Annotated in this window: 23 protein-coding genes; 10 read left to right on the top strand and 13 right to left on the bottom strand. The window is 63.7% G+C overall.

Features of this window, described 5'->3' with window-relative positions:
- The first annotated feature begins 22 nt into the window (after positions 1 to 22).
- Genes EJ070_RS00170 through EJ070_RS00160 form a run of 3 tightly spaced genes read left to right on the top strand, consistent with a single transcriptional unit; the run spans position 23 to position 3,541 of the window.
- Complete coding sequence (locus EJ070_RS00170; RefSeq protein ID WP_126089895.1) at positions 23 to 1,666, top strand: ABC transporter substrate-binding protein; 1,644 nt, start codon at positions 23 to 25, stop codon at positions 1,664 to 1,666.
- A gap of 31 nt (positions 1,667 to 1,697) precedes the next feature.
- Positions 1,698 to 2,657 (top strand): ABC transporter permease, encoded by a 960-nt coding sequence (locus tag EJ070_RS00165; RefSeq protein WP_126089894.1) that lies wholly within the window; start codon positions 1,698 to 1,700, stop codon positions 2,655 to 2,657.
- Positions 2,654 to 3,541, top strand: a complete 888-nt coding sequence (locus EJ070_RS00160) for an ABC transporter permease (protein ID WP_126089893.1) — start codon at positions 2,654 to 2,656, stop codon at positions 3,539 to 3,541. The genes EJ070_RS00165 and EJ070_RS00160 overlap by 4 nt, the downstream gene beginning before the upstream one ends.
- A gap of 83 nt (positions 3,542 to 3,624) precedes the next feature.
- Here EJ070_RS00160 and EJ070_RS00155 read toward each other — a convergent pair whose 3' ends face one another.
- Positions 3,625 to 3,957, bottom strand: a complete 333-nt coding sequence (locus tag EJ070_RS00155) for a hypothetical protein (RefSeq protein ID WP_126089892.1) — start codon at positions 3,955 to 3,957, stop codon at positions 3,625 to 3,627.
- A gap of 217 nt (positions 3,958 to 4,174) precedes the next feature.
- Here EJ070_RS00155 and EJ070_RS00150 point away from each other — a divergent pair, with 217 nt between their 5' ends.
- From EJ070_RS00150 to EJ070_RS00120, 7 genes are all read left to right on the top strand, one after another.
- Positions 4,175 to 5,221 carry a 2-oxoglutarate and iron-dependent oxygenase domain-containing protein gene (locus EJ070_RS00150; RefSeq protein WP_126095604.1) on the top strand — a complete coding sequence of 349 codons (1,047 nt, stop codon included), beginning with the start codon at positions 4,175 to 4,177 and terminating at the stop codon, positions 5,219 to 5,221.
- A gap of 28 nt (positions 5,222 to 5,249) precedes the next feature.
- Complete coding sequence (locus EJ070_RS00145) at positions 5,250 to 6,575, top strand: PLP-dependent transferase (RefSeq protein ID WP_126089891.1); 1,326 nt, start codon at positions 5,250 to 5,252, stop codon at positions 6,573 to 6,575.
- 46 nt (positions 6,576 to 6,621) lie between these two features.
- On the top strand, positions 6,622 to 7,653 hold the full coding sequence (locus EJ070_RS00140) for an ABC transporter substrate-binding protein (RefSeq protein ID WP_126089890.1): 1,032 nt from the start codon (positions 6,622 to 6,624) through the stop codon (positions 7,651 to 7,653).
- A gap of 9 nt (positions 7,654 to 7,662) precedes the next feature.
- On the top strand, positions 7,663 to 8,664 hold the full coding sequence (locus EJ070_RS00135; RefSeq protein ID WP_126089889.1) for an ABC transporter permease subunit: 1,002 nt from the start codon (positions 7,663 to 7,665) through the stop codon (positions 8,662 to 8,664).
- The gene (locus EJ070_RS00130) at positions 8,658 to 9,449 is read left to right on the top strand and encodes an ABC transporter ATP-binding protein (RefSeq protein WP_126089888.1); all 792 of its coding nucleotides are present in this window, start codon (positions 8,658 to 8,660) and stop codon (positions 9,447 to 9,449) included. Before EJ070_RS00135 ends, EJ070_RS00130 begins: the two co-directional genes overlap by 7 nt.
- Entirely contained in the window at positions 9,446 to 9,778 is a 333-nt protein-coding gene (locus tag EJ070_RS00125; RefSeq protein WP_126089887.1) for a hypothetical protein, read from the top strand. Before EJ070_RS00130 ends, EJ070_RS00125 begins: the two co-directional genes overlap by 4 nt.
- Positions 9,779 to 10,237: 459 nt before the next feature.
- The gene (locus EJ070_RS00120; RefSeq protein WP_126089886.1) at positions 10,238 to 10,861 is read left to right on the top strand and encodes a hypothetical protein; all 624 of its coding nucleotides are present in this window, start codon (positions 10,238 to 10,240) and stop codon (positions 10,859 to 10,861) included.
- 211 nt (positions 10,862 to 11,072) lie between these two features.
- Here the strand turns inward: EJ070_RS00120 and EJ070_RS00115 are convergent, their stop codons facing one another.
- The 12 genes from EJ070_RS00115 to EJ070_RS00060 all read right to left on the bottom strand — a co-directional run bounded on the left by EJ070_RS00115 (position 11,073) and on the right by EJ070_RS00060 (position 21,841).
- Entirely contained in the window at positions 11,073 to 11,945 is an 873-nt protein-coding gene (locus tag EJ070_RS00115) for an SIR2 family protein (RefSeq protein ID WP_126089885.1), read from the bottom strand.
- Positions 11,946 to 11,947: 2 nt separating this feature from the next.
- Positions 11,948 to 12,160: a putative nitrogen fixation protein NifT gene (nifT, locus tag EJ070_RS00110; protein ID WP_126089884.1), complete on the bottom strand. Its 213-nt coding sequence runs from the start codon at positions 12,158 to 12,160 to the stop codon at positions 11,948 to 11,950.
- The gene (locus EJ070_RS00105; RefSeq protein WP_126089883.1) at positions 12,157 to 12,483 is read right to left on the bottom strand and encodes a nitrogen fixation protein NifZ; all 327 of its coding nucleotides are present in this window, start codon (positions 12,481 to 12,483) and stop codon (positions 12,157 to 12,159) included. Before EJ070_RS00105 ends, nifT begins: the two co-directional genes overlap by 4 nt.
- Positions 12,484 to 12,891: 408 nt before the next feature.
- Positions 12,892 to 13,086 carry a 4Fe-4S dicluster domain-containing protein gene (locus EJ070_RS00100; protein ID WP_126089882.1) on the bottom strand — a complete coding sequence of 65 codons (195 nt, stop codon included), beginning with the start codon at positions 13,084 to 13,086 and terminating at the stop codon, positions 12,892 to 12,894.
- A 37-nt stretch (positions 13,087 to 13,123) separates the two neighbouring features.
- On the bottom strand, positions 13,124 to 14,602 hold the full coding sequence (nifB, locus tag EJ070_RS00095) for a nitrogenase cofactor biosynthesis protein NifB (RefSeq protein WP_126089881.1): 1,479 nt from the start codon (positions 14,600 to 14,602) through the stop codon (positions 13,124 to 13,126).
- 174 nt (positions 14,603 to 14,776) lie between these two features.
- Positions 14,777 to 16,534: a nif-specific transcriptional activator NifA gene (gene nifA, locus EJ070_RS00090; RefSeq protein WP_126089880.1), complete on the bottom strand. Its 1,758-nt coding sequence runs from the start codon at positions 16,532 to 16,534 to the stop codon at positions 14,777 to 14,779.
- Between the two features lie 250 nt (positions 16,535 to 16,784).
- Positions 16,785 to 17,594: an SDR family oxidoreductase gene (locus EJ070_RS00085; RefSeq protein ID WP_126089879.1), complete on the bottom strand. Its 810-nt coding sequence runs from the start codon at positions 17,592 to 17,594 to the stop codon at positions 16,785 to 16,787.
- Positions 17,595 to 17,616: 22 nt separating this feature from the next.
- The gene (locus tag EJ070_RS00080; protein WP_126089878.1) at positions 17,617 to 18,171 is read right to left on the bottom strand and encodes a peroxiredoxin; all 555 of its coding nucleotides are present in this window, start codon (positions 18,169 to 18,171) and stop codon (positions 17,617 to 17,619) included.
- Positions 18,172 to 18,221: 50 nt separating this feature from the next.
- On the bottom strand, positions 18,222 to 18,521 hold the full coding sequence (locus tag EJ070_RS00075; RefSeq protein WP_126089877.1) for a ferredoxin family protein: 300 nt from the start codon (positions 18,519 to 18,521) through the stop codon (positions 18,222 to 18,224).
- Positions 18,522 to 18,536: 15 nt separating this feature from the next.
- Positions 18,537 to 19,844: an FAD-dependent oxidoreductase gene (locus tag EJ070_RS00070; protein WP_126089876.1), complete on the bottom strand. Its 1,308-nt coding sequence runs from the start codon at positions 19,842 to 19,844 to the stop codon at positions 18,537 to 18,539.
- Positions 19,845 to 19,863: 19 nt separating this feature from the next.
- Positions 19,864 to 20,973 carry an electron transfer flavoprotein subunit alpha/FixB family protein gene (locus EJ070_RS00065; protein ID WP_126089875.1) on the bottom strand — a complete coding sequence of 370 codons (1,110 nt, stop codon included), beginning with the start codon at positions 20,971 to 20,973 and terminating at the stop codon, positions 19,864 to 19,866.
- 16 nt (positions 20,974 to 20,989) lie between these two features.
- Positions 20,990 to 21,841, bottom strand: coding sequence for an electron transfer flavoprotein subunit beta/FixA family protein (locus EJ070_RS00060; RefSeq protein WP_126089874.1), 852 nt, complete (start codon positions 21,839 to 21,841; stop codon positions 20,990 to 20,992).
- Positions 21,842 to 21,989: the final 148 nt, after the last annotated feature.

The following is a 21,989-nucleotide window of genomic DNA, read 5'->3' as shown; positions in this document are numbered from 1 at the left end:
CACGATTTTCACAGAGGCAAAAATGACCAAGCGCAACGAAATCGACTCCCTTCGCAATATGTCTGGCGATATCTGGAACGTCGCCGTCGACGAATACGCCAAAGGCTATCTCAAGCGCCGCGATCTCCTGAAATACGCGGCGCTGATCGGCCTGACCGGCTTCGCCGCCTCGCAGGGCCTCGGCTTTTCCGGCGCGGCGCGCGCTGCCACCGCCGGCGGTACGGTTCGCGTCGGGCTCGGCCAGCCGACCAAGGCCATCGATCCGGTCACCGTTACCGATCCGGCCAGCATCGGTGTTCTCAGCCAGGTCGGCGAATATCTGATCCTCGACGATCCCAAGGACGGGCTGCAGCCGAAACTGGCCCTGTCCTGGGAAGCCGATGAGACGGCAAAGCGCTGGACGTTCAAGCTGCGGCCGGGCGTGAAATTCCATGATGGCCGCACCGTTACCGCCAAGGACGTCGTTGCGAGCTTCGAACGCTTGGTCGATCCGAACAGCGGCTCCTCGGCGCTGTCGGCCTACAAGGGCATCCTGTCCAAAGGCGGCGCCAAGATCGTCGACGACGAGACGGTCGCGTTTGATCTCGACCAGTCGAACAGCAATTTTCCGTTCTATGTCTCCTCCGACGTCTACAATGCCGTGATCCTGCCGGCCGACTATGCCGGCGATTTCGAGAAGACCTTCAACGGCACTGGCCCGTTCAAGCTCGAATCTTTCCGTCCCAAGCAAGGCGCGACTTTCGTGCGCAATGCCGACTACTGGGGCGACAAGGCGCTGCCCGACCGGGTCGAGATCAAATTCTTCGACGACGAGCAGGCGCAGGTTGTGGCGCTGCAGGCCGGCCAGCTCGATGTCATCCCGAGCACCACGCGCCTCGAACTGGCGATCGAAGGCAATCCCAACTTCAAGCTGCTCAGCGTGCAGGCGAGCTCGCATGACGCCGTGCATCTGAGGACCGACCAGGCGCCGTTCACTGACAAACGCGTCCGCCGCGCGCTGGCGCTCACCCTCGACCGCGAGGCTATCGTGAAGGGCCTGCTGAAGGGGCGCGCCATCGCCGGCAACGACACCCCGTTCGCGCCGATCTTTCCCTCGGCCGATCCCTCGGTGCCGCAGCGCAAGCAGGACATCGCCGAGGCCAAACGACTGCTGGCCGAGGCGGGCGTACCCAATGGCTTCGAGGTGACGCTGACCACCGAACGCGCCTACGACATTCCCGACTACGCCGTGATCATCCAGAACTTCGCCAAAAAGGCCGGCATCGACATCAAGCTCAATGTCCTGCCGCAGGACGCCTATTACGGATCGGCGACGTTCGGCAGCTCGCCCTGGCTCGATTCGAACCTCGGCATCACCGATTTCGGTCATCGCGGCACACCCGATATCTTCCTTAACGCGACGCTGAAGAGCACCGGAGCGTGGAACGCCGCGCATTTCAAGAATCCGGACTATGACGCATTGCTGGTCGACTACGGCAAGGCCCGCGACCTTCAGGCGCAACGCGTCGCGGCCGGCAAGATCCAGACCTTGCTGCTCGACGAGACGCCGGAGATCATCAGCTACTTCTCGCAATACAGCCGCATAACCAGCACCAAGGTCGAGGGCGTTCGCTTCACGGCGATCTCGCATCTGCTGCTCGACCGCGTTTCCTTCGTCCAGGCATGATGCGGAGACGTCAAACCAGCCGGAGCGCCGGATGCTGACCGGCCGCACCTTGTCGGCGCGCGCAGCTTCGCTGTTGCTCACCCTTTGGCTGGTCAGCGCGCTGATCTTCCTCGCCGGGCAGGTTCTGCCCGGCGATGTCGGTCGCGTCATGCTGGGGCCGTTCGCCGACGCTAAAGCCGTCGCCGCGCTCAACAAGCAGCTCGGCGCCGACCAGCCGATGCTCGTCCAATACTGGCGCTGGTTCAGCCATGCGCTCGGCGGCGACTTCGGCACATCGCTGTCGATGCGCGCGCCGGTCGCGCCATTCGTGCTGCAGAGCCTCGGGCGCTCGGCAGCGCTTGCCGGGATTATCCTGCTGTTTCTTGTGCCGCTGGGCGTCGGCGCGGGCATCGTCGCCGGCCTCAACCAGGGCCGCTGGATCGACCGGTTGATCGTTCTGGCGGGCGTGTCCTTCGGCATCGTCCCGGATTTCGTCTCCGGGCTGCTCCTGCTCCTGGTCCTCGGCCTGTGGCTGAACTGGTTCCCGATCACCGGAGCCGCTCCGGACGGCGCGGGCTTCTGGACAAGCGGCTACTACCTCATCCTGCCGGCGCTGCCGCTGGTGCTGAACCTCGCGGGCTATCTGGCGCGCATGACGCGGGCAGGCGTGATCGAGGCCCTGGCCGCGGACTATACGCGCACCGCCACCCTGAAAGGGCTCGATCGCTGGCAGGTCATTTCCAAGCACGTGCTGCCCAATGCGCTGACGCCGACGATTGCGGTGCTTGCCACGCAGAGCGGCTACATGCTTGGCGGGTTGGTTGTGATCGAAACCCTGTTCGGCATCCAGGGCCTTGGCAATCTGGTGCTGAGTGCCGCCAAGGCGCGCGATTTCCCGATGCTCGAGGCCGGCGTCCTCGTCATGGCGACGATCTTCGTGCTCTCCGCGGCGGCGGGCGATCTGGTGCAGGCGCTGCTCGATCCGCGGCAACGCCGGCGGGCGTCGCCATGATGGATCTGCTGGAGTTCCCGGCGCCTCGCCATGTGCCGCTGGTCTCGCGGATAAAAGGCGAGGTTGGCAGCGCGCTTCGCGGCCTTGCTCCATCCGTGGTCATCGGCTCGCTCATTCTTCTGTTCTGGATCGCCTGTGCTCTGTTCGGCGATCGGGTGGTTCCCTACGATCCCTACGCCGAGGATTTTCTCGCCATGCTGGCGCCGCCCGACGCCGCACACTGGTTCGGGACCGACCAGCTTGGCCGCGACGTGTTCTCCCGCATTGTCGTCGGGTCGCGCGATATCCTGCTGGTCGCACCGCTGGCGACACTTGGCGGAGTCGCCGGCGGCACCGTCATCGGCCTGTTGCTTGGCTATTTCGATGGCCTGGTCGATGCCATTGGCGCGAGGCTGCTCGATACGCTGATGGCATTTCCCTTCATCGTGCTCGTCACAATGACGCTGGTGGCGCTTGGGCCCTCGAACCTCACGGTCATCCTGGTTATCGCCGTCGCCTACACGCCGCTGGTGGCGAGGACCGTGCGCGCCGCCGTGCGCGAGCAGAAGGAACGCGACTATGTCAGCGCCGCGCGTCTCGGTGGCGAAAGCGCTTTCGCCATCATGGTTCTGGAGATCCTGCCCAACATCAGGGAGACGATCCTCATCGAGCTCGTCACCCGTCTGGGCTACGCCTTCTTCTCGATCGCGACGCTGAGTTTTCTGGGCCTTGGCATTCAGCCGCCCTCCGCCGATTGGGGCCTCGCTGTGGCTGAAGGCTATGGTTTCCTCACCGGCGGCAAATGGTGGGTGGTTGTCTTCAATTCGGCGGCAATCGTCTCGCTGGTGATGGCCACCAATCTGATTGCCCAAGGCATCGGCGCCTTCGAGAACAATCGAGATTAGCCTCGGTTTCAAGTCAGTCGATCGGCGCAGAGCCGTGCCCGGCATTCAAAATGCCTGGACACGACCGTGCATACCAATCGCTGCTATTGCATCGCATTGCGCAGCCGCTCTACGCAGAGCGCGCGGAGCAGACGAGCTGCATCAGCATAGGTAGATGGGCCCTCGCCGTTCCCGATTGCCGGGTAGCCCAGAAGTGCCGAGACATCGCCCTCGATGCGCCAGGGAAGGATGTCCGTGCAGGTACGCATTCTGCCGAAGACAGAACTGATCGGCACCATCCGTCCCTCGAAATTCACCTGGGGCTCCTCGGTGCCTGGCGCCCAGCCCTGGTAGGCCTCCAACGCCTCGTCAAACGCTCCATGCAGCATGACGGGTGCGTGCCCTTCGTGCAGCGCGGGCAATTGGCGTGTGGTCATAAGGTCTCCTCCTCGAAGCGGCAGCCCCACACCTCATTGTGATATTGCGTGCGATCAGGGTTAAAGTCTACAAGTTTTATAGAATTAACAAAAATTCGCCTCCGCGGTTGCGTCCGCGATACGCGAATTCTTCCGGTCCTATCTGAAAAGGTCGGCATTTTCTTTGTTTCCCATGTTGGCGGTGCAACGCTTTCCTCCTCAGAGAAAGAGGATGAAAATGAGTAAGTCCGCAGACGCAATTCCAGTGCTGGATTTTTCCGGTTACGAAGCGGAGCCGGACTCCCGCAGGCGATTTCTCGAAGAGCTGCGGCGCGCCGCACGGGATGTCGGGTTCTTCTACCTCTCCGGCCACGGAATTCCGCAGTCGTTGATCGATGACGTGCTAGGCGCCTCGCGCCGCTTCTTTGCTTTGCCGGACGAAGACAAGCTCGAGATCGAAATGGTCAACTCGCCGCATTTCCGCGGTTACAACCGAGTCGGCCAGGAACTGACGAGGGGGCAGAGGGACTGGCGTGAGCAGGTCGACATCGGCTCGGAAGCGCCAGCGTTAACCCGCGATCGGGGACAGCCAGCATGGCGGCGACTTCAGGGGCCGAACCAGTGGCCGAGCGCACTGCCGGAATTGAAGCCGTTGCTGCTTGAATGGCAGGAGCGCCTGACAGAACTTTCGACCCGCTTGCTACAAGCATTCGCCGTTATCCTCGAACAGGATGAGGACGCCTTTGAGACCATCTACGCCGGCACGCCAAACCATCTCGTCAAGATCATTCGTTACCCAGGGCGCGATTCCACGGAGAGCGAACAGGGCGTCGGCGCGCATAAGGATAGCGGTTTCCTGACGCTTCTTCTCCAGGAGCGGCAGAAGGGACTGCAGGTCGAGGACGCGGACGGCAGTTGGATCGACGCGGAGCCGCGCGCGGGAACTTTCGTGGTCAATATCGGCGAGCTCCTCGAGATGGCGACCGATGGCTACCTCAAGGCGACTGTGCACCGGGTGGTGACGCCGCCGGCCGGCACGGACCGGCTGTCCGTCGCCTTCTTCCTGGGCGCGCCGTTCGATGCGGAGATTCCGCTTCTGGAACTCTCCCCGCATTTGAAGGCGCAGGCGAATGGCGTCACCCGCGATCCGCAGAATCCGCTCTATCGCAACTCCGGACAGAACGCGCTGAAAAGCCGGCTGCGCTCGCATCCCGACGTGGCGCGGCGCCACCATGCCGACCTGCTCGCCGCCCAAGCCCGGGCCGAAGTCGCACCCTTTGCCTGACCGCTGGAACCAGACAGGAGGAAGTCACATGACGCTGGAAAATCTATCCCCTGAGACCCTTGCCCTGCACGGCGGCAACTGGCGCGCCGACCCCGCAAGCGGCGCCGTCGCGGTGCCGATCTATCAGACGACGTCCTATCAATTCCAGGACACGTCCCATGCCGACCGTCTCTTCGCGCTGGACGAGATCGGGCACATTTACACCCGCGTATCCAATCCGACGCAGGACGCGCTGGAAACCCGCATCGCGGCGCTCGAAGGAGGCGCTGCGGCGCTTCTGCTCTCCTCCGGCCAGGCGGCTTCGGCCTATTCGGTGCTGAACCTCGCCGGCGCCGGCGACAACATCGTTTCCTCGACCGACCTCTATGGCGGCACATGGGCGCTGTTCGCCGCGACGCTCAAGCATCTCGGCGTCGAAGTCCGCTTCGTCGATCCGGCCGATCCTGAGAATTTCCGGCGCGCCACCGACGCGCGCACCCGCGCCTACTACGCGGAATCGTTGCCCAACCCCAAGCTCCAGGTCTTCCCGATCAAGGAGGTCGCCGATATCGGCCGCTCGCTCGGAGTGCCGCTGATCGTCGACAACACCGCCGCGCCGCTCACCATCCGGCCGTTCGACCATGGCGCCGCGGTCGTGGTCTATTCGGCGACGAAGTATATCGGCGGCCATGGCACCTCGATCGGCGGCATCGTCATCGATGGCGGCAATTTTCCCTGGGAAGAGCATGCCGAGCGTTTCCCGACGCTCAATCAGCCCGATCCGAGTTATCATGGCAAAGTCTGGGTGGAGGCGGCCAAGCCGCTCGGACCGGTGGCTTACGTGCTGCGCATCCGCACGGTTTTGCTGCGAGACGTCGGCGCCGCGATCAGCCCGTTCAACGCCTTCCAATTGCTGCAGGGTCTCGAGACGCTGCCGTTGCGCATCCGCCAGCACAATGAGAACGCGATCAAGGTGGCGGAATATCTCAAAGGTCACCCGAAGATCTCGAATGTCATCTTCCCGCGCTATCAGACCGGCGAGAACAAGCGCCGGGCCGACGCCTATTTCCGGTCGGGCAGCTATGGCGCGCTGGTCGGGTTCGAACTGAAGGACGGCCGCGAGGCGGGCCGTTCCTTCATCAACGGGCTGAAGCTGCTCTATCACGTGGCCAACATCGGCGACGCTCGCTCGCTCGCCATTCATCCGTCGACCACCACCCATTCGCAGCTCTCGTCAGAGGAGCAACTCGCGACCGGGGTCACGCCCGGTTACGTGCGGCTTTCCATCGGCATCGAGCATCCCGACGACATCATCCGCGATCTCGAACAGGCGCTCGACCAGGTCGCCGGCGACCGCGAGCTGAAGGCTGCATGAGGCATCCGCCGGCAACTGTCGGCTTCAAATCCAAAAGGAGAGGGCAATGGGTTCCAGCAACGACATTAAAAGCTCGAAAATCTCGCGGCGCGGGATGCTGAAGACGGCCGGGGCGCTCGGCGTCGGCGCCGCCGCTGCCGGTCTGCTCGCCAGGCCGACCAGTTACGCTATCGCTGGCAACCCGACAAAGGTCAGGCTGTCGTGGACCGAGTTCGCCGCCTGCCATTCGCCGATCGCGTTTGCGCTTTCAAAGGGCATCTACGCCAAGCACGATCTCGACATCGATCTCTACTACCAGGGTGCCAGCGGGCTGACGCTGATCCAATCGATCGCCACCAACAAGACCGACGCCGGCGCCGGCCTGCTTTACGACTGGATCAAGCCGCTCGAGCAGGGGCTGGACGTAAAACTCTTCGCCGGCTCGCATGGCGGTTGCACCAGGCTGCTGGCCTCCAAGGCGTCCGCCGTCAAGAAGCTGGAAGACCTGAAGGGCAAGACGATCGTTTCCTACGACGTGGCGAGCCCGCCAAAGCACTCCTTCCAGGTGGCGCTGGCCAAGGCCGGCCTCGATCCGAACAACGACGTCAACTGGACAAACGTGCCGTTCGATCTCGTCGGCGAGACCGTCGGCAAGGGCCAGGCGGATGCGCTCGCCCATCTCGATCCATGGGCCTATGCGCAGAAGAAGAAATTTGACCTGGTCGAGGTCGCGAACACCCAGACCGGTGCCTTCGAGGGCACGGTCTGCTGCGTGCTCGGCGTCAATTCCGCCTTCCTCGACGCCAACAAGGACGCCATCCGGCGCCTCGCCGAGGCTGATATCGAAATCCACGAATACGCCTCGCAGCATCCGGACGAGGTGGCGAAGTGGTTCGTCGACAATCTCAATCCCGGCTTCCCGGTCGAGGACATCCACGATGAGATCGCGTCTTGGGCTTTGCACACTCACCCGGTCGGCAAGGATCTGGAGGCGCAGGTCAAACGCTCCGCCGAGGATCTGGCACTGATCAAGGTGCTTGACCCGACCACTGTGCCGTCGGAACTCGCCTCGCGCGTCACGGTCGATATCCTGGCTTAGGCGCAGCGCATGAGTGCGGCAGCCGACAAGCATGAGGACGGCACGACGCTGGCTTCCGTGCTTGGCGGCGCCATCTGGAAGCACGGATTGATCGCGGCGGCCGCCTGGATCGGCGCCGCGATCGTCACCATGGCGCTACCCGACGTCGTCCCGTGGGGTAGCCGCAACCTGTTCGGAGGTCTCCTGCTGGCCGGCGCCGCGGTTTTCGCGGTTCTGGTTTTCACGGCCGACCGACTTGGCAGGCTTGGGGGGTGGCTGATCCATTACGGCCCCTGGTTCATCGCGCTCGGTGTCTGGTTCGGGCTTTGGGAACTGACGACTGCGAAGCTCGGCTGGTTGCCGAAGCCGTTCTTTTCGCCGCCGCACGGACTGCTGCATGTCTATATCGTCGACTGGCAGCGCCTGCTGATCTGCATCGCCTACACGGCGCGGCTTTGGTCGATCGGATTCGGCAGCGGCATCGTTGTCGGCTTCGTCGGCGGTGTCGCGCTCGGCTGGTCGAAGACGTTTTCCTACTGGGGCATGCCGGTGCTCAAGCTGATCGGGCCCGTGCCGGCAAGCGCCTGGATACCGGCCACCTTCTTCCTGTTCCCCACCACCTTTCAGGCAAGCATCTTCCTGGTCGCGCTGGCCTCGGGCATCCCGGTCGCGATCCTGACCGCGTCAGGGGTCAACAGCGTAAACCGTGCGTACTACGATGTTGCGCGGACGCTTGGAGCCGACAGCCGCTTTCTGGTGCTGCGCGTCGCGATCCCCGCGGCGCTGCCCAATGTTTTCGTCGGGCTGTTCATGGGGCTCTACTATTCCTTCGCCGTCCTGGTGGTGGCCGAGATGCTCGGCGCCAAATACGGACTCGGCTGGTACCTCCAGTTTCAGACCGCCTATTCGGCCTACGCCAACGTCTATGCCGCGCTCATCATCATGGCGCTGATCTGCTCGGGCCTCGTCAAGCTTCTGTTCGTCGCCCGCGACCGGCTGCTCTCCTGGCAAAGAGGAGTGGTGCAATGGTAGCGGCAGTGGCAGCGGCCACGCAGAATGACCGCGGTCTGCGGGCAGCCATCGATTTCCACGGCGTTTCCCATCGCTACGAGCTCGAGGGCCAGGCGCTTCCGGTGCTCCATGATGTAAACCTTGCGGTTAACCCAGGCGAGTTCGTCGCGTTGGTTGGCCCCTCCGGTTGCGGGAAATCGACTTTGCTGCGCCTGGCCGCAGGACTCGATCAGCCCTCGCGCGGCGCGGTGCTGACGCAAGGCGCGCCGGTTCAGAAGCCGGACCCGTCGCGCGTGCTTGTTTTTCAGGATCCGACGCTGTTTCCCTGGCGCACGGTTCGCGACAATGTCGCGCTCGGTCCTCAAGCCCAGGGCACCCTGGCGGCGAGCAGCGCTCGGATTGACGACGCCCTGAAACGGGTCAAGCTCGAGGGCTTCGCCGGCGCATATCCGCATCAACTTTCAGGCGGCATGGGGCAGCGCGCGGCGCTGGCGCGTGCCTTGGTCAACAATCCGCGAGTGCTCCTGCTCGACGAACCGTTGGGTCGCCTGGATTCCCTGACGCGGCTTTCCATGCAGCAGGAGCTGCTCTCGCTCTGGCGGCAAGCGGGCTACGCGGTCATCCTTGTCACGCATGACGTTGAGGAGGCTTTGCTGCTGTCGCAACGCGTGGTCGTTCTCTCAGAGCGCCCAGCCAGCATCAAGGCTGTTGTCGAGGTCGACCTGCCATATCCCCGGCATCGCGATGACAGCCGTATCGTGAAATTGCGGCAGCAGGTGCTCGAAACCTTGGGATTTGGCGGATGACAGCGCCGCGTCTCAATGGGCGAGCCCGCATCACATGGTGGCTGGAGATCGCCAGCATATTGCTGATCGCCATCGCCGTTCTCTGGTGGGCGATCGTCTATGCCCAGGTGATGCGGAATGCCAATTTCCCGGTTGAGCGAACGCTGCCTTGTCTCCTCTACACTTCGGACCGCTGCTCGCTGGCGATGGCGCTGTGCAGCAATTGGCATTTCCTTGGAATACGACGCTATTCCGAAATGCTGCTATGGGCGGGTGCAATCCTTTCTGCGCTGGCGCTCCTATCCAGTTATCTGCCGCGGGATACCAAACCGACACAGGACCAGGCTTAAATTAAGGTCCGTCGGATTTGGGCCTGTGCCTCGAATCCGGCTCGGGCTATTGCTCTCAAGGTTTCATAAGAAATTTCAGCCAGCGGCAGAGATTTGGAATTGTTTTCGTCGCAGGCTGATGAAAAACAAGCGAGAAAGGAACTGTTCAGCGATTTCCTCCCAAGCCGCTGGACTGTGTTCCCTCTGAAGGTTTGACCCTTCTTTTTGCCGGGCCGTATTCGAGCTCGGCCTTTTCTTGTTGAAAATCAGCACTGTATGATTTTGACGGTCTGCGGGTCGGCCTTTCAGTGCTGAAACCAAGAAAAAACCAGCTAGATCAATTGTCTAGTTGAGTCGAAAATTATCGAGTGGGGGTGAGGGGGAGTAAGAAAAGGTGGGTCTGGGACGGTCAGGGATAGCATCGCGAGGTGGGATCAATCGATCGTCGTTGATAGTCCCCGAAGGGGGCCATAAAGCGCGATGACCCGGATCGGGCTTGGATTTCGCGTCGTTCGTGGCGGGAGCGTGGTCGTCGGCGTCTCTGCTGATGAGCGCGAGCCGCGCGTCGTATTGTCGACATTTCTCGCAACGGCCAGCGAGGGCGACCGCCTCTCGCTTGAGCCGTATCATGTTGCCGCTGAGATGGTGCGTAGCGCCGATGGCGGGGGTTTGGCCGCCGCGGCCACTGCCGTCGCCAAGGGCTGCAAGCGACAGGAGCAGCTTGCGGCGGAGGGGCTGAACGATATTGTCAACAAGCTGCAGAACCGGGGATACGAGCCGGTCGTGGCGGCACTGCTTGCAAATCGCGCCGGTTGGGTCACTGACCTTCTGGCGTATAGCTTGGCCTTTCCGGATCATCCGCCGGTCGCAGAAGGGCTCGCCCTTCGGGAGGTGCTTCGGTCTGCTATCGGGCGAGCCGGTATTGAGCTTGTCGAACTGGACGAGAAATCGCTTCCTGACCTCGCGACAAAGAGGCTCGACGTAGCGCCGGCAGAGGTCGAAGCGCGCATGAGGGCGTTGGGCGCGACCGTCGGGCGGCCATGGCGGAAAGAGCAAAAGCTTGCCTGCCTATCCGCGTGGGTTACGGTTACAGGGAGGAATTGATGCCCAGATTAAGCCAGATTTGGTCGAGACCCGGTCTGCCGGAATTCGAGACGGTGCTGGCGGCAGAGAGTGACAGTGTTTTTGGCTTGAGATGAAATCGCGGCCATCGCCTGCGGCTCACCCTTGAGAGGTGGAAGCGCACGCCAGTCGGTGCTCTGCGCGCGGCGCGCCTCGAATGGTGGTGGCGGAGAACTTACCAAGCGGAACTCCGTCAAATGAGCCGAGCGACAGCCTCCTCTGCGGCTAAGTCAATGACGGTGATGCCGCTTGACGCGAGGAAGCAGCGCTCGTTCTTGGTGAGCGTTGCCGCATCGAGCACGGCAAAATGCGGTCCTTTGGAGCGCTTGATGATCTGCCGGGCATAGGTGCGCAGCATCTGGTCGTCGAAGCGGCAGCCGATGAAGAGGAAGCCGCGGCTTGTCCGCCGCTCCTTCACAACGTCGGGGATCGGCGTCTGTATGTCGATCTCGGTCAGCACCTCGACATAGTCGGAATCGGCGACGAGGAAGTTTGCCGCCGGCCGGACGCCGCCATGCGGCGTGTAAAGGATGGTCCGTGCTGTCGAGCCCGCTTCGAGTTCGCCGCCAGCCGGATCATAGGTCTTCGTCCAGATGTCGCGGGTTTCGCCCGCCCGCGAGACGCCCTGGATTTCAACAGCGTCCGTTCGACCCGTCTCGGCGAGAGCCGCGCGCATGGCACCGTCGTACCAACTGTCGACGATGAGGGAGAGCGGCAACGTGGCGAGCCACTTGTGGAAACCAGTTGGCACGACCGGCGCGGCGAAGATTTCGGCCATCCATGCCTGGAGCGTGCGGCGGTGGCGGCGCTGCTCGATGAACTGGGCGACCGACCACATATTGGTGCGGATCTTCGACGGCGCAGGCGCCTTCGTGTTCAGCGCGGCGGCGACGGCCTCTGGCGTGTCGGGCACCGGCGGTTCCGCTCCGTCCAGCCGAAGCAGGCCGGGACCCAGATAGGGGACGACCTCATCGGCGGAGAGCGCTTCCTTCAACCAGGCAAGTCGCTTTTCGGCATCGCCGCCCCGGACGATGAAAAGATGATCTGACGTCAGGATCGCGTTCATGGTCAGTCCTCGTCGGAAATTTTCTTGGCTTCGACTGTGATCGGGAGGCGCGTGTCGCCCGGCAGGTCGGGCAGGACGAGACGCCAGCCGTTCTTCAGCGTCACGGAGCCGCCCCACAGGCCTTCATTCTCGACCTCGACGATCGGCTCTTCGAGGTCCTTCTTTGGCACGTAGGCCGACAGGCCGGAGCCGGTCCGGCGGATCATGACTTTCATCGGGCGGTTCCTTCATTGAGGCTGGCGGCGGTTTCGGCTGCGCCGGCAGGTGTAGCCTTGTCGAGGCTCAGGAGCTCGCGCGCGCGCATGCCGACGACGGTGCCGCGACCGACCCATTCGACGGCGTAGATGTAGAACTGCTGGAGGAAGGTGCCGATATCGCGGACATAGCCCTCGTCGCCTTTCCGCACCAGGTTTTCGCCGATCTCCTTGCCGGGATAGGTGCCGTCGTTCTTGACGTGCCGTGTGGCGCGCACGCGCTCGCCCGGCATGAATTGCGGGGGCTTGCGGATTTCGACTTCCTGTTCGCGCCCTAGACCCATGGTTCAGCCCTTTTTTCCCGCGCTTCGGCAAAGCGTTCGCGCGCTACGTTGTGGACCGCCTCGTCATCGTCATCGAGCAGAGGTCCAAGTTCTTCGGGTGCGATCCTTTCCGCGACGGTGAAGCGAACCCTGAAGTCCGGATCGCGAAGCTGACGGTGCGGGCGCCCCGGCGATACTATCGCTCGCCGACTCGTCGATCGTGCTCACCGAAACCACGGCTACCTCTCAACCCTCTTGCGAACGGTCCGTCCAGCAGAAGATCGGCCGCGGGCCGCCAGGCATGCAGGGTTCAAGGCCCTGCCGAGGCGGCCCGCGCCGGGCGTCTGAATCCTCATCGAGCATGATCCGAAAACCGGTTCCCGCCTTTCGCTAACGCGGTCCTTCGGTTCGGGATCATGCCTAGAGGCTTCAGGCGGGGACGCAGGTCTTGGGCACCGGGCAGACGGAGGCGCATTGCTGGGTGTCGAACGAGCCCTCGCATTCGGTGCACTTGTTCGGATCGATAATGTAGGTCTCGCCCTTGAACTTGATCGCGGCGGAAGGACATTCGAACTCGCAGGCACCGCACTGGGTGCATTGGGAGGCAATGATCTTGAAGGCCATTTTTCAACTCCTCGTTTGATGGTTGAGATGAGGCGGCTCAGGCCGTTGCCGCCAGCGGTTCGATCCCGAATTCCCCGGCGTAGAGCGCGCCGATCGCGGTTTCGATATAGTCGTAGCCATATGCGTCGGTCGCCCGGATGCCGGCGGCGGTGAGCTGGTCTTTCGGGCATTCCCCGATCTTGGCGCAGAGCACGACGTCGATGCCTTCGAGCGCGGCGATGACGCCGTCGAGAGTGGCGTCCTCACCCCAGCCGCCGAGGCAGTACTGCTCGACCTTGCGGTGGCCGACGAAGCCGATCCCCTTAGGCGACGCCTCGTAGACCTGGAACTCCCTGGCATGGCCGAAATGCTCGTTGACGCGGCCGCCGCCCTTGGTCGCCACGGCGACGAGCAACGATCCGCCGGACGCGGCCCTCACGGTTTCGACCGCCTCGCCCTTGGCCGCCACGTGGTCGCCGCGCTCGCGGGCGACTACCTCGCGATAGGCCTCGCGCTTGCTGGCGTCATAGATAACCTCGTCGGGAATCTGGTCGAGCGTGAATTCTTGGCCGCGGTCCTCGCCGAGCAGGCCGACCGCATCGGCCCGGCACTGGCGGCAGTGGCGCATCAGCTTGGCGCCGCCTTCGAGCCGGTCCTGCAGCGCCTTCAGCTCCATCGCCTTGGGGCCGCGCTGGCCGGTCAGCCCGTAATGGGTGCCGTGCGCCGGATCGGAAATCAGCGGCATGACGTTGTGCAGGAAGGCGCCGCGCTCCTTGACCCACTTGTTCACCTCGATCAGGTGCTCGTCGTTGACGCCGGGGATCATCACCGAGTTGATCTTGGTGAGGATGCCGCGCGCAGTCAGCATCTCCAGGCCGAGCATCTGCCGCTCGTGCAGAATTTCCGCGGCCTCGACGCCGGTGTAGCGGCGGTGGTCGTAGAAGATCCACGGATAGATCTTCGCGCCGATCTCGGGGTCGACCATGTTGATGGTGATCGTCACATGGTCGACGTTCATGTCAGCCAGCTCGTCGACATGCTCTGGCAGCGCGAGCCCGTTGGTCGAGATGCAGAGCTTGATGTCAGGGATCTCCTTCGCGACCTGCCCGAAGGTCGCCTTGGTCTTCTTCCAGTCGTAGCAGGCGTCGCCCGGGCCGGCGATGCCAAGCACGGAAAGCTGCGGCACCTCGTTGGCGACGGCAATAACCTTGCGCATCGCCTGGTCGGGGGTCAGCTTCTCCGAGACGACGCCGGGCCGGCTCTCGTTGGCGCAGTCATATTTGCGGTTGCAGTAATTGCATTGGACGTTGCAGGCGGGCGCCACGGCCACATGCATGCGCGCGAAATAGTGGTGGGCCTCTTCCGAATAGCAGGGATGGTCCTTGATCTTCTCCCAGACCGCCGGGTCCATGTCGTCAGGCCTGGCGGAGGAGCCGCAGGACGAGGACGAGCAGCCGCCGGACTTGGCGGTCGCCAGCAACTGGTCGAAGGAGGTGGTGCTGGCCAGGCTTTCCAGCGAGATCATCGGTGCGGACATCGAGCGGCTCCGTTCCCAGGTGAACGTCACCAGTGGTCTCGCAAGAGCCGTGCCAAGTCGGAAATGTAAAGAATTTCAAAGTACTAGCGTTTCGTGTCGGATTCCCTGTGCGGGCTCCGACACGGTTTTGTCGGGGTTTCGACATTCGCCTGGGCTTGTCCGTGCCCGCCCGCCTCAGAACTTCTGCACCTCGACACCGTGGCGGCGGAGCGCATAACCCACCTGGCGCGGCGTGAGGCCGAGGATACGGGCGGCCTTGGCCTGGACCCAGCCGGCCCGTTCCATCGCGTCGATCAGGCGGTCGCGTTCGGTCAGCCGGGACCCCATGGCCGGACAGGCGGGGTCGTTCGGATCGCACGCCTTGACGGGTGGTGCCGCACCTTCCGCGGGAGCGGGCACGCGCCTGACCGATGCCGACGATCCGGCCGGCATCACGCGGCCCTGGGCGAGGTCGTCGATGGGGCTCCCCCCGTGCGACCGGTCGGCCCCCTTCCACAGGAGCGAGGACAGGCACTGGCTGCTCTTGCATGCGAAATCCGAGGGCGCGATGGTCCTCGATCGGGCCAGGGTCGCCGTGCGGCGCACGCAGTTCTCCAGTTCGCGGACATTGCCCGGGAAGTAGCACCGGGAGATCAGCTCGAGTGCCGCCGGCGCGAAGGCGAGATCGCGGCGGTTCTCCTTGTTGAAGCGGGAGAGGAAGGCATTGGCGAGACGTGGAATGTCGCTGGGCCGTTCCCTGAGCGGGGGCAGGATGACCGGAACGACGTTGATGCGGTAGTAGAGGTCGGCGCGGAACTCGCCCTTGGCAACGGCAGCCTCGAGGTCCTTGTTGGTGGCGCAGATGAGGCGGACGTCGACCTTCAGCGTTCTCGTGCCGCCGATGCGTTCCAGTTCGCCTTCCTGGAGGACGCGCAGGAGCTTGGCCTGGAAGGCAGGCGAGATCTCGCCGATCTCGTCGAGGAGGAGCGTTCCGCGATCGGCCAGCTCGAAACGACCGGCGCGCTGCGAGACGGCGCCGGTGAAGGCGCCCTTCTCATGCCCAAACAGCTCCGATTCCAGGACGCTTTCCGGGAGGGCGGCGCAGTTCAGCTTGACGAAGGGCTTGTTCTTGCGCGGCGACAGTTCGTGGATCGCCTGGGCGAAGAGTTCCTTGCCCGTGCCGCTTTCGCCGCGCAGCAGCACCGTCGAATTCGTCTTCGCTACGATCGAGATGGTCTCGAGCACATGCTTGACCGCTGGGCTTTCCCCGACGATGCCATCGATCCTGACATGCGGATGGCGGGCGGGGCCAGAGCGCTCGTCGTCGAGCGACTTTTCCAGCCGACGCGTCTCCTCGATTAGGCGCTGGCGGTCGGAGCTTAGGATCCGGTGGAGGCGGATCGTCTGGCCGACGAGATTGGCGACCATTGTCAGGAAGCGCACATCCTCGTCGTAGCGGAAACTGGTGGCGCCATCCCTGACCCGGTCGATCGAGAGGGTTCCCAGGACCTTGTAGTCGGCCTTCACAGGAACGCCGATGAAGGCGATCGGAAATTCACCGGTAGCAGAGGGCTGCTGGGCGAAGGCCGCGAATAGTTCGGACTTGGCGACGTCCTGGATCACGAGCGGCGTTGCCGTCGCGACGATCTGGTCGATGGCCGCCTGCGGAACCGAGCGGCCGGGATGCGTCATGCCCGCGGTCGCCGAAATCTCCGGGTCGCCGTCGTCGTCGAGGACGACGATCGCGCCGTGGCGCATCTGCAGGAAGGAGGAGAGGATGTTCACGACATTGGCGAGCGTTATCTCGAGCCGGGCAGGCGCGGTCAGCACCTTCGAGATCTCGTAGATCCCGCTCAGTGAAATGTCCGCCTTGCGCATGGCCTTGATCGCCGGTGTCGGCAAGGTGTCCCGGTCTTCTACCTCATCGATCCGTTCGCGCAGCATGTGAGTCATGGAAACATCTCGGATATTGTTCCAAGGGTGTTCCTCCCACGGAATTCTCGTCTTCCAGAGGCTCGATTCCGCCAGCTAAAGTAAACCACATGTCGCCCCCGTTTGTCGCGCTCAATTAAAGTGCATCAAGCGTAATTATTGGGCAATTGTTGATCTAATTCTGTAAGCCCGAGTATAGACTGATAGTTCTGAACTATATGGTGGTGTCAGAGTCAATGAATTATGCGGCGTTTGGCCGCAAGCCTGGAATTCACAGCGTCTGTCCGCCGTTTATGGCCAGTTCTTGGCCGGTCACGTAGCTCGCTGCATCGGAGCACAGGAAGTAAGCGACCCTGGCAACTTCCTCGGGCTCGCCGATGCGGCCCATCGGGATCAGCGGCTGCAGCCTTTCCTCGGTTCCTGGCGACAGGATATCGGTGCGGATCTCGCCAGGTGCGATCGCGTTGACGCGGACGCCGTGGCGGGCGAAGTCGGCGGCCATCTCGCGGGTAAGCGCGGCGAGCGCGGCTTTCGATGTGGCGTAGGCGGTGCCGGCGAAGGGATGGACGCGGGAGCCGACGATGGAGGTCACGTTAATGACGGAGCCGCGCGCGGCAGCGAGCTCGTCGAACAGTCCGCGGGCAAGCAGGATCGGCGCCAGGAAGTTGACGTGGAAGACTTCCATCCACGTCTCGATCGGGGTGTCGAGCGACGTCAGCCGCTCCCCGGTGTCTGCCTTCGGCGAGATGCCCGCATTGTTGATCAGCGCATGAAGTGGCCTGCCGCCGAGCCGCACCTTGAGCTCGGCGACCGCGGCCGGCAGGTTCGCACGGTCGGCCAGGTTGATCACCACATGGTTTTCAGGGCCGGATTCCCAGGGACAGCGGACGGCGTCGAAGGGCCGGCGGGAGCAAGTGATGATGCGCCAGCCGGCTTCGGCGAAGAGGCGGACGATGGCATGGCCGATGCCGCGGCTCGCGCCGGTCACGATCATCGTCTTGCGCGCATCGCGATCCGCAGCGAGCGCCGCCCGGTCGGCGTGGAACGGGCAGCCGGCGATATCGCGGGGGATTGCGCCCATGGCGAGTGGCTCCCGGCGACGGTCACGCGACCATGAGCATCTCGCCGCCGATCTGCCGGTTGCAGGCGCACAGGCCTTCCGTCTGCAGGGCGTCGAGCACGCGCAGGGTGTCGTCGGGATTGCGGCCGACATTGAGATTGGTCGCGTAGATGTGCTGGATCACGTTGTCGCCGTCCGCGATGAAGGTGTAGCGGAATGCCACGCCTTCCGGCGAGCGCACGCCGAGCCCGTCGACCAGCGATCCGGTGGTGTCGGCAAACATCCAGATCGGCAGCTTGTCGAGGTCGGGATGGTCGCGGCGCCAGGCGAGCTTGACGAACTCATTGTCGGTGGAGCCGCCCAGCACAACAGCATCGCGGCTCTCGAATTGCTTCGCCAGGCGCGCGAAGGCGGCGATCTCGGTCGGGCAGACGAAGGTGAAATCCTTCGGATAGAAGAAGATGACCTTCCATTTGCCCGGGAAGCTCATCTCGGTCAGCATCTCGAAGGCGCTCTCGCCGTTCTCCTCGTGCTGGTTGAAGCCCGGTTTCACGCCGGTGATGCTGAATTGCGGAAGCTTGTCGCCGATACCGAGCATCGTTTTGTCTCCTATGGCTTTTGGGGGATGATGGTTGGTGCGACAGGCGGTCAGCCGAACTTGAAGAGCACGCCGAAACCGCCGCGCGGATAGTTCCACTCGATCTCGCCCGAGGCTTCGCAGAGCACGCGGCAGGTGCCGCATTCCATGCAGCCGTCGGCGGTGATCTCGACCTGGCCCTTGTCGTTCAGCTCGTAGCACTTGGCCGGGCAGACGCGGGTGAGCGCGATAAGGTTGGGGCTCGGCTTCTCGTGCGGCCGCACCTTGATGTGCGGGCGCCCGGCATCGACCAGGTAGCGGTTCTGGAAGAGCTTGTCCTCGACGCGGAGTTCGGCCACTGCGATCGTCATCTTTCCTTCTCCTTCTCAGCGCCAGGCGAAGGCCAGGCGGACGGCGTCGCTGACCAGGCCCCAGCGCGAGCGCGCCTTGATGAAGGCAGACGTGGTCGCCTTCTCCTTCTCGATCTTCGGCCTGCCGTCGACGCGCATGAAGTTCTGCGCGGCCTGCGACATCAGCTGCGGGTAGGTCATGAAGAAATTGCGGGAATTGGTGTGGAGCAGGGCCGGCATGTCCTTGTATTTCATCAGGTCTTTGATGACGAAGGACTTGTCCAGCATGGTCTTGTAGAGGGCGAGGTTGTTCTTGGTCATGGGATCCCTGCGGCTCTTGACCTGGAAGATCGCCTCGCCGGCGATGCGGCCCGACGTCATGGCGAGGTTGGAGCCCTCGCGATGCACGGCATTATTGAGCTGGGCGGCGTCGCCGACGACCACCCAACCGTCGCCGAAGAGCTGCGGGATCGCCTTGTAGCCGCCTTCGGGGATGAGGTGCGCGGCATACTCCTTGACCTCGGAGCCTGCGATGAACGGCCGGACGGAGGGATGGTTCTTGAAGGCGTCGAGGAGCGCGTAGGGACTTTCCATTGTGGAGGCGAAATCGGAGACGAGGCAGCCGATGCCCAGAGAGATCGACTCCTTGTTGGTGTAAAGGAAGGCAAGCCCTGTCATCCCGCGCGAGATCGTGCCGGCGGCTTCGATGACGCAGCCTTCGTTGCCCTTGAGGCCGAAGCGCTCTCCGATCACCTCTTCAGGCAGGAAGTGCATCTCCTTGACCGCGAGCGCGACTGCCTCCGGCCTCGGCATTTCGCGCAGGCCGGCCCGTGTGCCGAGGAGGCCGTTGACGCCTTCGGCCAGCACGACCACATCGGCGAAGATGACGCCGCCGGCGCGGTCGGTGCGCACGCCGATCACCTGGCCCCTGGTGTCGTGCGCGAGCTCGGTCACGGTGGTTTCGCACAGCACGGTCGCGCCGGCTTCGCGCACCTTGCGCGAGAACCATTTGTCGAACTGGGCGCGGATGATCGTATAGCGGTTGGGCTTGGCCTCGTTGAAGTCGTCCGACCTGTAGTGCATGCCGGTGTGTGAGGTATCGTCCAGCATCCAGAAGCGCTGCTCGACGAGGTGGCGCTCGAGGGGCGCGTCCTCGCGGAAGTCCGGGATGATCTTCTCCAGCATGTCGGCATACATGATGGCGCCCTGGACGTTCTTGGAGCCCGGATATTCGCCGCGCTCGAGCTGCAGCACCTTCATGCCGCGGCTCGCCATGGTATAGGCGGCGGCGTTGCCGGACATGCCGGCCCCGATGACGATGGCGTCGAATTTCTCCTCGATCATGGCCGTCTCTCCGCCTCCGTCAGCTGGCGAGCTTGTCGCGGTTGTGCGGCGAGAGCCGCCGCGTGAAGGCCTCCGTCAGCGCCGGCAGGAAGCGGATCGCATCGGTGACGATGCCGACATGGGCGAAGTCGAAGATCGGCGCGTTCGGGTCGGTGTTGATGGCGACGATCAGGTCCGCGCCCTCGACGCCGACGCGATGCTGGATGGCGCCGGAAATGCCGGCTGCGATGTAGAGCTTCGGACGGATCGTCTTGCCGGTCTGGCCGATCTGGCGGTCAGCCGGCATCCAGCCTTTCTGCACCAGCGGGCGCGAGCAGCCGTATTCGGCGCCGATCGCGGCAGCGAGGTTCTTGACGAGCTGCAGGTTCTCCACCGCGCCGAGGCCGAGGCCGCCGGCCACCACGACGTCGGCATAGGCGAGATTGGCCTTGGCCGACTGGCTGTCGGGGAGGAAGCCGAGGATCTTGGTGACGATGTCTTGCTCTGCCATGAAAAGCTTGTGCTGGATGACGCGGCCGACCGGCTTGTCTGTCCGCGCCGGCATCGCCATGACGCGGGGGCGCACTGTCGCCATCTGCGGCCGGTAGTTGAGCGTGTAGATGGTGCACAGCAGCGAGCCGCCGAAGGTCGGCCGGGTCGCGGCAAGGGAGCCGTCGATGTCGACGTCGAGCTCGGTGCAGTCGGCGGTGAGGCCGGTGAGAAGCGTGGTGGCGACGGAGCCGGCGAGGTCGCGGCCGAGGATGGTCGCGCCGAGCAGCAGGATTTCGGGCTTGTAGGTGTTGACCAGGTCGGTCATCGCCCGGGTGAAAGGCTCGTTGCGGTAATGGGCGAGCAGTGGGTCCTCGATGATGTAGGCGAGGTCGGCGCCATAGGCGAAGGCCCCGGCGACCGCGTGCCAGGTCGCTTCGCCGGGCGGGCCGAGCACGACGCCGGCGAGCTCCACGCCGAGCTTGTCGGCGAGCTTGCGGCCCTCGCCGAGTAGCTCGAAGGAAACGGGATGGACCTGGCCGCGCTCCAGCTCGATGAAGACCCAGACGTGCCTGTAGTGCTTGAAACGCTCGGGCAGCTCCTTCTTCATGCCGGCGCGGCCGGCGGCGGGCGGTGGAGTTTCTCGGTTCGCGGTAGACATGGTCTGCTCCTTGCCGTCACGCCTCGCCGTCGAAGGCGAGTTCGTGTTCCAGTGCCGGCTGGCGGGTGAAGATTTGAGCAATCAACTCGTCGGCGAGATCGCGCGGCGTCTTGTCGGTCACGTCGATCTGCGCCGCCTTTTCCGCCCGCGCGGCCGGGGCGAAGACGCGCTTGACGACCGTGGGCGAGCCGCGCAGACCGCATTTGCTCAGGTCCTCGATGCCGGCGCCCGCCGCGCTCCACTTGACGATCTCGCTGCGCGCGGCGCGAAGGGCGTCGTCGAGAGTGCCGCGGCGGATCTCGTTGCTGCCTTCCAGGATGGTGATGAGGCAGGGTAGCTTGCTCTTCAGCATCTGCATGCCGCCTTCGGAACGGCGCTCGACCGTGATCTCGCGGCTTTCCAGGTCGACGGAGGCGATCTTAGCGACATAAGTGAGCTGCAGGAGATCGAGGCGCTTGGCGATGCCCGGGCCGACCTGTGCGGTGTCGCCGTCGATGGTTTGCTTGCCGGCGAAGACGATGTCGGGCTTGCCAAATGTCTCGCCGATCTTCGCGATCGCCTGGGAGAGAGCAAAAGAGGTCGCGAGGGTATCGGAGCCGGCGAAGTAGCGGTCGGTCAAGAGCACCGCGCGATCGGCGCCGTAGGTGAGAGCCTTGCGCAGCGCATCTTCAGCCATAGGCGGACCCATGGTGAGCACGGTGACCTCGCCGCTATGGGCGTCGCGCAGGCGCAACGCTTCTTCGAGGGCAAACAGGTCGTAGGGGTTGATGATTGTGGGGACGCCCTGGCGCATGATCGTGTTCGTTACCGGATGGACGCGGATCTGCGCGGAGTCCGGCACCTGCTTGATACAGATCACGATGTGCATGGCGCTCTCTCAGGGCTCCTGTCGCATACGGGCTTGCCCGCTCATCTCTTTCTCAGCATCATTCGTGCCAACTGTTCAGCGTTTCCGTATCCATTTGAAATGCCGATATTTTCTTCTGGAGATGCCAATGCGATGCCCGGAATTGTCG

This window comes from Mesorhizobium sp. M1E.F.Ca.ET.045.02.1.1, from assembly GCF_003952485.1.
GTDB lineage: Bacteria > Pseudomonadota > Alphaproteobacteria > Rhizobiales > Rhizobiaceae > Mesorhizobium.
Note: the sequence above shows the minus strand (reverse complement) of the source record. Positions and strands in the feature narration are given on the sequence as shown.

Bases quoted from the DNA above. Each gene is read 5' to 3' on its own strand.
- EJ070_RS00170 (WP_126089895.1), top strand. From the start codon at position 23: ATGACCAAGCGCAACGAAATCGACTCCCTTCGCAATATGTCTGGCGAT.
- EJ070_RS00165 (WP_126089894.1), top strand. From the start codon at position 1,698: ATGCTGACCGGCCGCACCTTGTCGGCGCGCGCAGCTTCGCTGTTGCTC.
- EJ070_RS00160 (WP_126089893.1), top strand. From the start codon at position 2,654: ATGATGGATCTGCTGGAGTTCCCGGCGCCTCGCCATGTGCCGCTGGTC.
- EJ070_RS00155 (WP_126089892.1), bottom strand. From the start codon at position 3,957: ATGACCACACGCCAATTGCCCGCGCTGCACGAAGGGCACGCACCCGTC.
- EJ070_RS00150 (WP_126095604.1), top strand. From the start codon at position 4,175: ATGAGTAAGTCCGCAGACGCAATTCCAGTGCTGGATTTTTCCGGTTAC.
- EJ070_RS00145 (WP_126089891.1), top strand. From the start codon at position 5,250: ATGACGCTGGAAAATCTATCCCCTGAGACCCTTGCCCTGCACGGCGGC.
- EJ070_RS00140 (WP_126089890.1), top strand. From the start codon at position 6,622: ATGGGTTCCAGCAACGACATTAAAAGCTCGAAAATCTCGCGGCGCGGG.
- EJ070_RS00135 (WP_126089889.1), top strand. From the start codon at position 7,663: ATGAGTGCGGCAGCCGACAAGCATGAGGACGGCACGACGCTGGCTTCC.
- EJ070_RS00130 (WP_126089888.1), top strand. From the start codon at position 8,658: ATGGTAGCGGCAGTGGCAGCGGCCACGCAGAATGACCGCGGTCTGCGG.
- EJ070_RS00125 (WP_126089887.1), top strand. From the start codon at position 9,446: ATGACAGCGCCGCGTCTCAATGGGCGAGCCCGCATCACATGGTGGCTG.
- EJ070_RS00120 (WP_126089886.1), top strand. From the start codon at position 10,238: ATGACCCGGATCGGGCTTGGATTTCGCGTCGTTCGTGGCGGGAGCGTG.
- EJ070_RS00115 (WP_126089885.1), bottom strand. From the start codon at position 11,945: ATGAACGCGATCCTGACGTCAGATCATCTTTTCATCGTCCGGGGCGGC.
- nifT (WP_126089884.1), bottom strand. From the start codon at position 12,160: ATGAAAGTCATGATCCGCCGGACCGGCTCCGGCCTGTCGGCCTACGTG.
- EJ070_RS00105 (WP_126089883.1), bottom strand. From the start codon at position 12,483: ATGGGTCTAGGGCGCGAACAGGAAGTCGAAATCCGCAAGCCCCCGCAA.
- EJ070_RS00100 (WP_126089882.1), bottom strand. From the start codon at position 13,086: ATGGCCTTCAAGATCATTGCCTCCCAATGCACCCAGTGCGGTGCCTGC.
- nifB (WP_126089881.1), bottom strand. From the start codon at position 14,602: ATGTCCGCACCGATGATCTCGCTGGAAAGCCTGGCCAGCACCACCTCC.
- nifA (WP_126089880.1), bottom strand. From the start codon at position 16,534: ATGACTCACATGCTGCGCGAACGGATCGATGAGGTAGAAGACCGGGAC.
- EJ070_RS00085 (WP_126089879.1), bottom strand. From the start codon at position 17,594: ATGGGCGCAATCCCCCGCGATATCGCCGGCTGCCCGTTCCACGCCGAC.
- EJ070_RS00080 (WP_126089878.1), bottom strand. From the start codon at position 18,171: ATGCTCGGTATCGGCGACAAGCTTCCGCAATTCAGCATCACCGGCGTG.
- EJ070_RS00075 (WP_126089877.1), bottom strand. From the start codon at position 18,521: ATGACGATCGCAGTGGCCGAACTCCGCGTCGAGGACAAGCTCTTCCAG.
- EJ070_RS00070 (WP_126089876.1), bottom strand. From the start codon at position 19,844: ATGATCGAGGAGAAATTCGACGCCATCGTCATCGGGGCCGGCATGTCC.
- EJ070_RS00065 (WP_126089875.1), bottom strand. From the start codon at position 20,973: ATGTCTACCGCGAACCGAGAAACTCCACCGCCCGCCGCCGGCCGCGCC.
- EJ070_RS00060 (WP_126089874.1), bottom strand. From the start codon at position 21,841: ATGCACATCGTGATCTGTATCAAGCAGGTGCCGGACTCCGCGCAGATC.